Source organism: Mycoplasma collis ATCC 35278 (assembly GCF_000701825.1).
Classification (GTDB): Bacteria; Bacillota_I; Bacilli_A; order Mycoplasmatales; family Metamycoplasmataceae; genus Mesomycoplasma_A; species Mesomycoplasma_A collis.
In genome coordinates, this window is record NZ_JNJY01000020.1 from 1 (window position 1) to 14,173 (window position 14,173).

Below are 14,173 nucleotides of genomic sequence, written 5' to 3' on the forward strand. Positions count from 1 at the left end.
CATTATCAGATAAATAGAGCCCTTCAGCATTAATAATATTTAAATTATTTTTAGTAAAACTCACAGGATATTTATAAACAATATCTAATTTTTTTTCAGTTTTTGAATCAAAATTCAAAAAAGCTTCTCTAAATTTTTCAATACATTTTTTATCAGGACAATTTTTATCATCAATAAAAACTGTTGGTTTTGCTTCATAAGTAAAATTAATTATTTTAAATATAGAATTATCATTTTTAATAAAATTTAAAAATTTATCTTTATCATTCTTATTTTCGAAATAGAATCATACAATTGGAGATAATTCACTAATTTTTGAATCTTTTATATAATTATTTTTTCTTTAATTAAATTAATAAATTCATTGTTTTTGTTTGTAAAAAACTTTTTATTTTCATTTATTGTTTCGAAATCTTCTACTTCATAATTTAATAATAATTTAACTTCATTTATATTAGTAATTTCATCATCGATCTCATTACCAACATTTAATGGAGAGTATTTTACCATTTTTCTTTCAATTATTTTTTCATCTTTTAATTCATCATTAATTAAAATATTTTTTTCTAATTTAATATTTGTACTAGCGCTAAATGTAAATGCTGCGCCTGTAAAACCTAAAAATAATGTTAAAAATTTTAAAATTTTTTTCTTTTCATAATTCCTTTTAACAATTTTCTATAGTTAAATTATAAAATATATTGATTTCTTATATCTTATTTTTTATATTTTTTTTTGTATAAAATATTTTTATATTTAAATTAAACTTAATAATCCAATAGTTGTCCCTGCTAATAATGGTGAGATTATTGGCACAAAGCTATATTCTCATTGAACAGATGCGCTTTTTTGTTTTCAAACAAAAAGACTAAATAATCAAAAAGCTAATCTTGGACCAAAATCACGAGCAGGATTTAAAGCATAACCTGTTACTGAACCTAGTGATAAACCTATAGATAAAATTAATAGTAAAATTGGTATTGCCCCTAAAGATTCGAAAGTTTTAACATTTACACCTTTAGATAAGGCAAAAAGAACACCAATTAAAACTAAAGTAGCTACATATTCATATAAAAGATTTTGAGTAAGTCCTTTTTCTTTAAAATTGCTATATACTCCACCTGTTGCACTCATTCCACGCATTAGGTTATAATCATTTGTTTCTTTAATATTTTTATAGTTAATTATATATAAAATTACTTGCCCGCTAAAAGCTCCTAAAATTTGAACTAAAGAATAAATGAAAAATTTTCAAACAACTAGTTTGCCGGAAATAAGGGCAAAAATAGAAACTGCAGGATTAAGATGAGCAGGAGCATTTAATGAAAAGGCTACAATAACACCCATTAAAACAGCTAAAGCTCATCCAAGGGTTATCATAATTCATTTTCCTTGTTGATTAGCTAGCATTCTTTTTAAGTGGGTAGACATTCCCACTCCGTTACCTAGTAAAATTAAAACTAAGGTACCTAAAAATTCACCTAAAATATCTAATTCCATTATTCAATATCCTTTTGTCAATTTAAAACTCTTTTAACTGCTTGATCTCAACCTTTTAATAAAATTGAAACATCTTTTTTTGGTATAGTAGGAGTAAATTCTTTATCAAGTTTAATAATTTTTTGAATTTGTTTTACATCTTTTCAAAAACCAACAGCTAAACCAGCTAAGTAAGAAGCCCCTAAAGCGGTAGTTTCAACATCGCTAGGTCTTTGCACGCTTAAGTTAGAAATAGAAGCTTGGAAAGCCATTAAATAATCAGATTTTGAAGCTCCTCCATCTACTTTTAAAATACTAATTTTTTGTTTTAAATCTTTTTCCATAGCTTTAATTAAATCGTTAGATTGATAAGCAACAGACTCAAGAGTAGCTTTAATTATATGTTCATTTTTTGTTCCTCTTTCAAGACCGAAGATCGCTCCTTTTGCATATGAATCTCAATAAGGAGCTCCTAATCCTGTAAAGGCTGGTACAACATACACTCTTTGATTATCCTTTACTAAAGAGCTATAAAAATCACTTTGAGCAGCATTATATAAAATTCTTAAAGAATCTCTTAATCATTGAATTGCAGCTCCAGCTACAAAAACGGAACCTTCAAGAGCGTAAATTGTTTTTTTATCCTGTAATTGTCAAGCAATAGTTGTTAAAAGTCTATTTTGTGATTTAATTGGTTTTTCACCAGTATTAACTAGTGTAAAACAACCTGTACCATAAGTATTTTTTACCATTCCAACTTCAGTACACATTTGACCAAATAAAGCTGATTGTTGATCTCCTGCTACACCAGTAATAGGCACTTTTCCTAAAGCTTTATTTGATCATAAGCTACTTTCAACATATCCATAAAATTCACTAGAAGCTTGTACTTTAGGTAAAATACTTTTTGGTATTTTTAAATAGTCTAAAATTTCTTGATCTCATTCTAAAGTATGAATATTAAAGAGCATAGTTCTTGAAGCATTTGATACATCAGTTGCATGAACTTTTCCATTTGTAAGTTTTCAAATTAATCAAGTATCAATTGTTCCAGCTAATAGTTTATTTTGGGCTAATTTTTCATTAGCTAATGGAACATTATCTAAAATTCATTTTAATTTAGTAGCACTAAAATAAGGGTTGATAATCAAACCAGTTTTATCTCTAAAAAAATCACTTTTATTATCTGCAATAATTTGATCACAAAATTCTGAAGTTCTACGATCCTGTCAAACTATAGCATTATAAACAGGAAGACCTGTTTCTTTATCTCAAACAACAATGGTCTCTCTTTGATTAGTAATTCCTAAGGCAACAATATCTGTTGATTTAATTTGTGCTTTGTTTTTAACACTTTGCATAGTTGAAAGTTGAGTATTTCAAATTTCAAGAGGATCGTGTTCTACTCAACCTGATTTTGGAAAATATTGGCTAAATTCATTTTGAGCAATAGCAACAATTTTTCCTTTTTTATTAACAATTAATGATCGACAGGAAGTTGTTCCTGAATCTAATGTAATAACATATTTTTTATTAGTTTCCATTTTTCACCATTTTATTTTTTTTATTAGTAAATTGCTAAATTACTTTTTTAGTTTTAAATCACTTTTATTAATTAATTTAATAATCATTTTAGCAATAGCAGGAGCAGAAGATAAACCTGGAGATTGCATCCCAGCTGCATTAATAAAATTTTTATTTTCTTTAGCAGCTTTGATATAAAAATCATTAGATTTAATTTCTATTGGTCTAGAACCTGCAAATCTTGAAACTATTTTTTCTGTTTCCAGATTTGGAATGATTATATTTCCAATTTTTACAATTTGTTCATATTTCTCTTTAGTAATATAAGAAGTTGTATTTTTAGGCACATCATTTTCTGCGCTTGGTCCTACTAAATAATTACCATTTGTCATCGGAGCTACAATAACACCTTTACCATGAATTGTTGGTACCATAAAACAAATATTTGTAACTTTTGAAGAAATATTGTTTGATAAGACAATATATTCACCACGTCTAGTGGTTTGTTGAAAATCACTATAATTAGCAAGTTTTGCTATTTCATCAGCATAATGACCAGCGGCATTTATAATGATTTTAGCATGAATAATTTCATCTTTTTGCGAATATATTGAAAAAATTGAATTTTTAAAATCAATTTTTTTAACTTCAAAATCTAGTGAAGTTTTCAGACCATTTTCAATACTTTTTTCAATAATTTTGTTAGTAGCTTCATAAGGATCGATAGCTCATGAATTTGTACATAATAAACTAGAAGTTACATCTTTATTTAAGAATTTTTCTTTTTCTAATGTTTGCTTTTTATCTAAAATAGATAAATGTAAAGGATTAACTTTATTTTTTAGTCCTCTTTCATACAATAAATTTAAATGTTTTTCTTCTTCTTTATTAAAAGCTATAACTAAAGAGTCAACTTTTTGTCTTTTAAATTTGATTTTAGGAAAAATTTCTTTTTGTCAAAGTTTATTTCCTAAAACATTTAATTTTGCCTCAATTTTATGACTTTCAGCATCAAATCCACAATGAATAACACCTGAATTATTTTTTGAAGTTTCTTCACCAAATGAAATATTTTTTTCTAACAAAATAATTTTATTTTTATATTTTGATAATTCATAAGCAATGTTTGCACCTATTATTCCACCGCCTATTATTGCTATATCATATCTTTTAATCATTTTACCTTTCATTTTTATTTTTTTTAAGCAATTTACATAATATTATTATTTACTAAAAAACGCTTTTTTAAAAAAATAAAAATGATAAATAAAAAAAATAAATAATTTTTTTTTATAAATGAAGTATTTTTTTGTTATATTTTAAAGATTAAAAAAAATAAAATGTTATAATTTTTTAGCTTTTTTTTAAAAATAAATTTAAAAAAATAATTTAATTTTTCAATAAATTCATTATTTGCATAATTAAAAAAATATAACTTATTCTTGCGTTGGTATGTTTTTCAAAAACATCTTCATTTTCTTTAATTAACAAATAATAATCTGAATTTTTTATTAATGGAGAGTCAAAATTAGAGGAAAAAATTACAGTTTTAATTTTTTTATTTTTTATTTTATTAAAAATGTCAATTATTTCTTTTGTTAGTCCAGAAAAAGATAAAAAAATACACACATCATCTTTTTTTAAAATTTCAGTTCATTTTTTTTGAACATCTAAATCATATGAATAAAAAGTATTGAAATTATTTTTTATTAAATAATTAGAAAATATTATTATAGGTTCAATATTTGATCCTTTTCCAAAAATAAAAATTCTTTTGCTTTTCTTTATTAAATCAACAATTTTTATTAAATGTTGTTTATTTTGTAAAAAAGCAAAATTAATATTAGAAATTATTTTTTTATAATAATTTAAAATTTTGTTTTCATCAGTTAACTCATTAGTTTCTTGTTTATTAAAACTAAAAAATTTTGACGATAAATCTAATTCAAATAGCAATTCTTTATAGTTATTAAAACCTATTTTTTTTACAAAAAATGAAATAGAACTTTGTGAGCAATGAGCTTGTTTAGAAACTGTTTTGATTGGCAAACTTTTGATATTTCTAATGTTTTGCAAAAAAACGCTAGCAATATTTTTGTAAGTTAAATTTATATTTTGATTAGCAAATTTATTTAAAGTAATAATGATATTGTATTTTTCACTATTTTTTTCCATATTTTAAATTATATAAAAAATTATTTATTTGTATTTTTTAATTAAAAAAACAAATGATTAACAATTTGTAAAACAAATTATTTTTATAACAAAATTTAATAAAGTTATTAAAAAATAAAATATTTAAAAAATGTAAATTTCAGTTATAAAATTTAATTATTTTTTATTTTATAATATATAAAGTTATAAAAATATAATGTTTTAGGCTTTTTTTGTTATAATAAAAATAAAAAAGTAAACAAAAACATATTTTGACATTATTTTTATATATGTTATTTATGGTTTTTTTGTTTTTTCTAAAATATAAATTTATTTTAAATTTTATTAAAATAATAACAAATTTTTTGATTATAAAAAAACCATTTTTAGTTTTATTAAGAGGAAATATGAAAAAAACTACTATTCTAAGTTTATATAATTTTATTTTATTATCAATTTTTATTGTTTCGCATTTATTATGAGTTATTGATTTTCTAAATGTTTACAAATTAAAAAATAATGATTTTAGTTTTTTAATTTTTTATGTTGTTTTCCCATCATTCAGCTCTGTTTTATTTTATATATATAACGTTATTTAAAATTATTTTTATCAAGCAAACAAAATCAGAGTTAAAAGGAAAAATTTTTCTTTTTCTTTTTCCAATTCTATGAGTCATCTTTTTTAGAAAAAATTCAAAAATAATCGAAAAAACAAGAGTTAAGATGAATTTGGTTCTTCCAACAGTTTTTATATTATTGTTATTTTTGCTCTTGGGTATGATTTTAGTATTTATTTTTTCATGATATGAAAAAATAACATTTAGTATTTTAAATTTAATTACTTTATTAACAGTGCCGATTGTTATTTCTGTAATTATTATTGGCGGAATTGAAATAATGGTTAAAGATTCAATTAAAATGAACTATATTTAAAATTTTAAGGTGAGAATTATGAAAAAAAATCAAAATAAAAACAAAAATAAGAAAAAAATTGCTGCATTAGCGTTATTAGGGACTTTTGCAGGGGTTTCTGCTGTAACTTTATCAGCAATTCCATGATTAATAAACAAATATAATTTGGATAATGCTGAAATTTCAATGGTGCCAAATGTTATTAGAATGATTAAAGATGAAAATAATAACAATAAATTTTATGCACAACTTTTACCAGAATGAAAAAATAGAGAAGTTTCTGTTACTTTTGTTGATGATCAAAATAACGAATATACTACAGAAGCTAAAATTAATGATAAAGGTGAATTAATTGTTGATACTGAATTTTTACCAAAAGGTAAAAAATATACTGTAAAATCCGCTAAAGATAAAGAAAATGGAAAAGAACTTATTTCTTTAGAGCATGTTTTTTCTCCAAACAAAGTTATTGATAAAAGAAATTATCATAATAGTGATAATGATTTAGTTCTACAAAAAAACTTCGGTAAAGAAAATGCAAATAAAAAAGTCAAAATAACTGTTATAGATAATAAAAATCAAACTAAAGAAGTTGAAGTTACTACTGATGAAAATGGAGTTGCTTCAGTTAAGCCAAAAGATATTTTTGATGATATATCGCCATCAAGTTCTTATGGAATTAAAAGTTGATCTAATGTTGATGGAAGTCCTTTATTAGACGAAAATAAAAAAGAGTTTGAAGAAAAACCGGAATTAATAGGTGGAAAACCAAGTGTTCTATATGATAAAGATTTAAATGATTTATCAAAATGACAATTACCAGTAGAAACAAGTTTTGAACCAAATTCTAAAATAACTATTGACTATGAAGAAAATGGTGAAAAAAAGAGTGCTGAAATAAAAGTTAATGAAGATGGAACATTAAATAAAGAAGATATTGACAAATTAGGTAAAGATATTAAAATTGATCCTAATAATATTAAGTTAAATGATAAACCTATTAACGCACTTGATCGTAGACAATATCAATTTGATAAATACGGGAATAGTGATGATATGTTTAATATACCTCTTGGAAAAGATAAAGCTAATAAAGAAATTAATTTTGATTATGAAGCAACATTACCTAATGGTGATAAAAAAACAATTACTATTACAAAAATTAGCGATGAAAATGGAAATGTTGCTTTACCTACTAAAGAAGATTTAGAGAAAAATGGTTATCGTGGTTTTGAATGAGATCTTAAAAAAATAAAAACAAAAGATCAAAAAAACCCTAATATATCATATGATGTTTATGATGTTGATCAATTAGATAAAATCTCTAAACAAGATGGAACTAGTTATACTAAAAACAAAAAAGAACATTTATTATTACCATTTTTAAGTGATAAAGATCCTTTATTAGACACAAATGATAAATATAGAGTATCTTTCACAGATGATCAAGGAAATGTAAAAACTGTTGATGTTAATCCTAAAACTTCAATATTAGATCCAAGACTTAGATTATTAGATGTTCAAATTCCAAGTGTTTCAAATGATAAATCAAGATTATTAAAAATTGAAAAAGTTAATCCAGATGATACAACTGAAGATGTAACTAAAGATTTTGGACTAACCAATAATCATAAGCAAGATTATTATGTCTCTGAAGCTGAATATAATGGTCTTTCTATCAAACATCCAGATCCTAACGATCCAAATGATAAAGATAAAAAAACTATTGATATTAGTTATCCTTTAGGTAAAGAAAATGCAAATAAAAGGATTGATTTAATTGCTTATGATAGCAATAATAACAAAATTGTTATCGAAGGAACAACTGACGATAAAGGTGTATTCCAAGCAACAAGTTCAAAATTTAGAGGGAAAAATATAACTTTAGATCGTTTTGTGCCTCGTGGCGATGATTCTAGTGATCAAGAATGTGAAACTTGTTTAGTTAACTTTGCACAAGCTCCAGATGATAAAAAAAATTATAATTTTTCAGTTGTTGAAACACCAAAAGGAAAAGAATATATTTTCGACGTTGAAAAACAACTAACTCCAGATGAAATTAAAGATGATAAGACAAAAATTAAAGCTTTAATAGTTAATCCAGAAACTGGTGTTACAAGAGAAATAGAAGTTAAAAGAGATCCAGAAAATAAAACACTTTTATCTATCCCAGATAGCGATTTACAACCAGGGGAAAAAATTGATAAAATTTTTAACGCTGATAATAATAATGTAATTGTCTCAAACGCCGATATTCCTGAAGATAAAAAACATGAGCATAAATTACCAAAAATTACTCAATCTTTAACTGATGATAAAAATAAAAATCAGCTTATTATTGAAGATTTACCAAAAACAATCAAACCAAATGATAACGTTGTTTTAGAATTTGAAACTGATGATAATCCAAAACAAACATATTTAAAAGAAGTAACTGTTGATGCTGATGGTAAAATTGTTGTAGATAAAAACGAACTTCCAAAAGATAAAGTATTAAAACTTAAAGCTATTAAAGAAAATAAAACTGAAAATAAATCAAATAATAATGATCAAAACAGTATTAAAACTGGTCATGCTTTAGTTGATTTTGATAATCTTAAGGAAAAAGATCCTACATCTGCAAATGTTGATGTTAAACATGTAAACAAAATTGCGGTTAAATCAATTAATATTAATAATGATAATGCATATGATAAAGCTACATTTGAAGTTGAATTAGATGATAATAAAAACCTTATTAATGATACAAAAAGTACTAAACCTGAAGTTATTTTAGTTGATGAACAAGGCTCTGAATATAAAGTTCCTGAAAGTAAAATTTCTTATGAAATAACAGGAAACGATCCTAATAAAACTAAAAAATTAAAAATTTTAAAAGATGATTTAGGATTAAATAAAACATATTCAATAAAAAGTATTAAATATCCGCAAAATGCTTTTGGAGAAGATAAAAATAATACTTTAAATCCAGATGATAATTCTAATACTATTTATGACAAAACTAGAGATAGTGCCCTTGATACTACTAATGGACAATATAACAAAAAATTATCAGTAAATGCAATTACAACAAAAGATGATAAAAGCTGAAGCCCTGGTTCAAATAAAGCACAAAATATTGAAGTGCTTATTGATATTGATACTAATTTAACTAATGATGAAATTAAAGCAAACAAATTTGCTCTAAAATATAAAAATACTACTAAAGATGATGATGTTATTTATAATGGAACTGAAGTTGCAGAAATAATAGAAAAAGATGGTAAAAAACAACTTAAATTTAATTTAAATTTACCACATTCTAATCGTAAATATGAATTTGATAAATTAGTTATTTTTAATGCTGATAAAACTTTAGATGATCTAAAAGAAAAAGAAAAAGCAAATACTTCAGTTGAAAATCTTAAAAAAGCAGGTTATGAAGTTGTTGCACAAAAAAACAAACAACCTGGTATTAGCAATGATCAAATCAAAACCAATGAGATTATTACTAAAAAAGGTAAAAGTGAACTTAAAAATTTATCTATAAATCCAATTGATACAGATAAGTTAAAATTTGCTTTTGATCTTGAATCAGAAGATGCTCCTTTTGATAAAGATCAAGAATATGAAGTTATTGTTAAAGACTCTAAAGGAAATCTTAAAAAAGCTATTGTAAAACCTGCAAGTGTCTCTGATCCAATTAACGGTCAAAAACAAAATAAAAAAGCAAAATTTGAAGGAGTTATTGAAGCTTTAACTGAAAATGAAAATTATACTTTTGTTGGTGTTAAACCAGCAACAAAAGTAAATGAAAATAACCCTGATAATCAAAAACCTCACTATTCTGATAATATAGCCAAAGATCCATTTGCTGATAGTTATACTGATGGTAATAATGGAAGTGGTAACGAACCAAAAGAAAAAGATTTATTTGCTCTTGATAATGATGCTAAAACTGAAAAAGAAAAACCTATTATAACTCTTGATTCTACAAAACAAGTTTCATCAATTAAATCAGTAGATGATTCTGGACAAGATAAAGATGCTTATAATTTAAATGAAACTCCAAAAGTTAAAATTAATTTTTCTAATATTTTAGAAAAATGAAAAAATAAAATTTTAGTTTTAGAATACCATTCAACATTTAATGATAAAATGGAAAAAGTATTTTTAAGTGCAAATATAACTGATAAAACGCAAGCTGGTGATATTATTTTTACTAAAACTAATGATTCGCAAATTAAAGGTAATAGAGTTTATGAACTTAAAAAAGCATATTATTTACTTAATAATGATGCTGCAGATTTAAAAAATATTGATCAAAATTTAATAAATACTCAATCAGTAGTTATTAATCCTGAAGATGCTAATGCTAAAAAAGATAGTTTCAAAACAAATGCATCAGCTGAGAAAAATTCTTTAAAAATTTCAAAAGTTGAACAACAAGAAACTGATTCATTAACTAAAGCAAAATTAAAAATCTTTTTTGAAGATAAAGATGAAATTTTAGTAAATGATTTAATGCTCGATGCTAAAATTACATTAAAAGATCATCTAAATCAAAACAAAAATAATATTCAACCAATAAGTGCAAAATTAGTAGTTAATAAAGTTGAAAATGAAAATCGTTTTGATAAATATTTAGAAATTGAAACTAATCAGCTATCTATTAATCAAATTCAAAATACACTTGATACAATCGAAATTTCATTAGTTAATGATAAAAATGCTAAATTAAAAAATATTGCATTTAATCACTGAAAAGATACAAATAATGAAAATATTATCATTATTAAAAAAGATTATAAAAATAATAATGATAAATTTGAATTTGGTAATAAACTTAAATTTAAACAATCTAACTATCAATTAAAAGAAAATGTTGTAAATAATAAAGTTCAAGGTGAAGTGGAGTTAGAATTATTATTTGATAATACTAACGCTCATTTAAATAATGAAGCATTAAAAAATAAAATCAAATTTAGAGCTGAAATTACTCAAGATCAACCTTCATATAATCACCCTAAAGCTGCAGGTTCGCAATCTAATAGTGTTAAAATAACTGAAGTAAATAGTTTTAGTATTATCGATAATAAAGTAAAAATTAAATTTAGTGATTTAGTTTCAAACCGTAAATATAATAATTTTAGAATTTACGTAGGTGATACTGATGCTATTACTAAATCAACACCAGTTGAAAATAATTTTAAAGATCTAGGATTTGTTATTCCAGAATTTACAACTAAACCAAGAGAAACGAAAGTGGCAAGTTATACAAAATCAACCACTACTGAAAATGGTAAAAAATATCTTAATATTTCTTATATAGTATCTTCATTAGATGAAGTATTAACTGATGATGATGCAATTGAATTAATACTTAATCCTATTGGAACAAATTTTGATTATAAATTTGCTCAAACTAAAAAATTATTAAAACAGCAAGATGGAACATTTAAAGTTGATTATAAATTTGAAATTGTTTCTAATTCTGGTGCTGATGGTCAACCTATATTTAAAGCTAATGCTCAAAATCAGGTACAAACTTTCAAAAATGATAAAATTGAAGAAGGTGTTGATTATGCTGTGAATCTTGCTTTTGTTGGTGAAATAACAAGAGCTGCAAATAAAGGAATTAAAGTTAATGGAATTAGTAAAATAGCAGATAATAAAGAGCTCATTAATACAACATCAATTCATGATGATTCTTCTATTAAACAAATTTCTGTTGAAGGAGAACCAGTTAAATTCAAAAAAATTGAATTTACTCAACAAACTAATCCTAATCAACAACCTCCACAATATGCTCATAATAGTCAAGTAGGTATTAAATTCTATTTTGAAAAACAAGTAAAAAGAATTCAAAATGCTCAAATAGCACTAGAATTTAAAACTAAAATAGTTGATAATGATGGTAATATTATAGAAAAAACTGTTATAAGTTCGACTGCAACAATAAAAGCGGAAAATAATGGAGGTAATATTGAAACTTCATTATTAGAAGTGTCCATCCCTGCTAACGAGTTATTTGCTAACCACAACTATGTATTTAGCAAAATTAAAATTAAAGATAATAATGATAACTTTTTTGATTTACCAATTCAAAATAGTAATGCTATTACTGGTTCATTTAAAGTTAAAGCTTCATCTACAACTAAAATTAATGCTTCAAATATTACTTTTGATAAAGCAACATCTACTATTAATAAAGCTGTTGTAAAACTTGAATTAAATGATGAAGATAATGTTATTAATTATGCTTCAAAAGCTAATTTAACTATTGAATTATTTGAAGAAAGTCATTTAAATGATCCAAGTAAAAAAATAACAGTTACAAGCGATGATATAAACATTGCATATAAATCTGATAATAATAAAATTAAAATACTAACATTTAATATTAATAATCCTAAAGCTAATGTTAAATATAAAATAACTAAATTAAGTTTTGCTAATTTAGAAGTTCCAGCCTTTAATTTAGATGCAACTAATAATAACAATGATATTATTAACGATACTAGTTCTGGGGTTGAAATTCAAAATCAAGCAATTAAAATATCTACTAACCCAGAATTTAAAAGTAATACAGAATATCAACTTAAATCAGAATTATTAGATTTAAGTTCTAATGATATTAAAATTAAAATTCATTATAAAAATACAACAAACAATAATGCAGCACATTTTTCAAATGGTTTAAATGCAACTAAAAAAACTGATTCTAATGATGGAGAATATGCTATAAGTTCTGATATTTCATCTTTTAATAATGGAACTTATGAAATTGTTGCTATTTATTTAGGAAAAAGCGCTGATATAGATATGCTTGATCAAAATAAAATAAATGATCAAACTTTTATTAATAAATTAACAAAAGTTGATATTTCACAAATAACTGATAGTCATAAAAGTTTTACTAAAAACTAAAAAAAGCTTATTTTTACTAAAAAAAAGTTAAATAAGCTTTTTTTATAAAAAATATTAAGATAAAAAAACTTATCTATTAACCTAAAAAAAAAAAAAAAAACAATATTTTTAAAAAAATTGTTATAATTTGTTTTTAATTAATTTTTAAAAAAATATTTATATTTAAAATCAAAGGAGAAAAATGATTAAAAATAAAAAAATATGATTAACATTAGCAACTATATCTGCAGTTGGATTTGTTCCTGCTACAGTTTTAGCTTGTGGATCAAATAAATCTGAAGTAAAAAAATCAGAAGTAACAGCTAATGTTGCTTCATTTAAAGTTGTAGAAGGAAGTAATATAGTTTCTGATACAAAAATTCATTTAAAAGATTTTACTTCAGCTAAAAAACCAGCAAAAGATCAAATATTAAAGCTAATAATTGGAAGAAAACATGAAAATCATTTAGATGATGAAAAAGATGCTTCATACACAGTTAAAGGAATAGCTAATGAAGAAATTGTGTTTTCATTTAATGGTTTAAAATTAGCTGAAGAAGACAATTCTACAGCTACAGAAGCTACATATAAAATTCATTCATTATGATTAAATGGTGAAGAAGTTGAAATCGCTAATAAAGATACATTTGAATTTAAAATTTACGATAAATTAGAAAATTCACTTATTGCTCATATCAAAAAAACAATTTCAGAAATTGAAGAATTAACTAAAACTGAAACAAATTTAAAAGATCAAGATAAGGTTACATTAGAAGAATTAAAAGAAATATTCTCAATTTATAAATTAATTAACTCTCCAGATCAAATTGATGCTAAAATTACCGAATTTACAAGCAAAATTTCTGAAGAAGCTAAAAAAACAACAAAGAAAAATGATCTTGACAAAATTAAAGCTCAAGCAACAAAATTAAAAGAAGCTTTTGAGACAACTGATGCTGCCAAATTAACTCATTTAATTACTAGTGTTGAAGCAGCTTTAACAAAAATTGAAACTAAATTAAAATCAGCTATAACTAACACACAAGAAACTCAAGCTGATCAACCTGCTGCTGAAAATGGAGAACCAAGCGATATGCAAAAAGACGCTATGATGGCTAAATCAAGTGGAGCGCAAGGTGGAAAAGATAAAAAAAATATGAGTCAAAACGAACAATCTGATAGTAGTAGTGATATGATGGACGCTTCCAAAGCTAAA

The 14,173-nt window shown here is 23.7% G+C and carries 9 protein-coding genes; 4 read left to right on the forward strand and 5 right to left on the reverse strand.

The window, feature by feature from the left end:
* Window positions 1-324: 324 nt before the first annotated feature.
* The 5 genes from T403_RS0103510 to T403_RS0103530 all read right to left on the reverse strand — a co-directional run bounded on the left by T403_RS0103510 (window position 325) and on the right by T403_RS0103530 (window position 5,178).
* Entirely contained in the window at window positions 325-510 is a 186-nt protein-coding gene (locus tag T403_RS0103510) for a hypothetical protein (RefSeq protein ID WP_033161437.1), read from the reverse strand.
* Between the two features lie 246 nt (window positions 511-756).
* On the reverse strand, window positions 757-1,500 hold the full coding sequence (locus tag T403_RS0103515; protein WP_033161438.1) for an MIP/aquaporin family protein: 744 nt from the start codon (window positions 1,498-1,500) through the stop codon (window positions 757-759).
* On the reverse strand, window positions 1,500-3,023 hold the full coding sequence (gene glpK / locus T403_RS0103520) for a glycerol kinase GlpK (RefSeq protein WP_033161444.1): 1,524 nt from the start codon (window positions 3,021-3,023) through the stop codon (window positions 1,500-1,502). Before glpK ends, T403_RS0103515 begins: the two co-directional genes overlap by 1 nt.
* 39 nt (window positions 3,024-3,062) lie before the next feature.
* On the reverse strand, window positions 3,063-4,181 hold the full coding sequence (gene glpO / locus T403_RS04170) for a type 2 glycerol-3-phosphate oxidase (RefSeq protein WP_051619156.1): 1,119 nt from the start codon (window positions 4,179-4,181) through the stop codon (window positions 3,063-3,065).
* Window positions 4,182-4,392: 211 nt separating this feature from the next.
* On the reverse strand, window positions 4,393-5,178 hold the full coding sequence (locus T403_RS0103530; protein ID WP_033161439.1) for a MurR/RpiR family transcriptional regulator: 786 nt from the start codon (window positions 5,176-5,178) through the stop codon (window positions 4,393-4,395).
* 386 nt (window positions 5,179-5,564) lie between these two features.
* Here T403_RS0103530 and T403_RS04455 point away from each other — a divergent pair, with 386 nt between their 5' ends.
* The 4 genes from T403_RS04455 to T403_RS0103550 all read left to right on the forward strand — a co-directional run.
* Window positions 5,565-5,756, forward strand: a complete 192-nt coding sequence (locus T403_RS04455) for a hypothetical protein (protein WP_156933563.1) — start codon at window positions 5,565-5,567, stop codon at window positions 5,754-5,756.
* 124 nt (window positions 5,757-5,880) lie between these two features.
* Window positions 5,881-6,090 carry a hypothetical protein gene (locus tag T403_RS0103540; protein WP_033161441.1) on the forward strand — a complete coding sequence of 70 codons (210 nt, stop codon included), beginning with the start codon at window positions 5,881-5,883 and terminating at the stop codon, window positions 6,088-6,090.
* 18 nt (window positions 6,091-6,108) lie between these two features.
* Entirely contained in the window at window positions 6,109-12,978 is a 6,870-nt protein-coding gene (locus T403_RS0103545; RefSeq protein ID WP_033161442.1) for a DUF1410 domain-containing protein, read from the forward strand.
* Window positions 12,979-13,159: 181 nt separating this feature from the next.
* Window positions 13,160-14,173, forward strand: a 1,014-nt coding sequence (locus tag T403_RS0103550; protein WP_033161443.1) for a hypothetical protein, incomplete at its 3' end; no start/stop codon positions are given.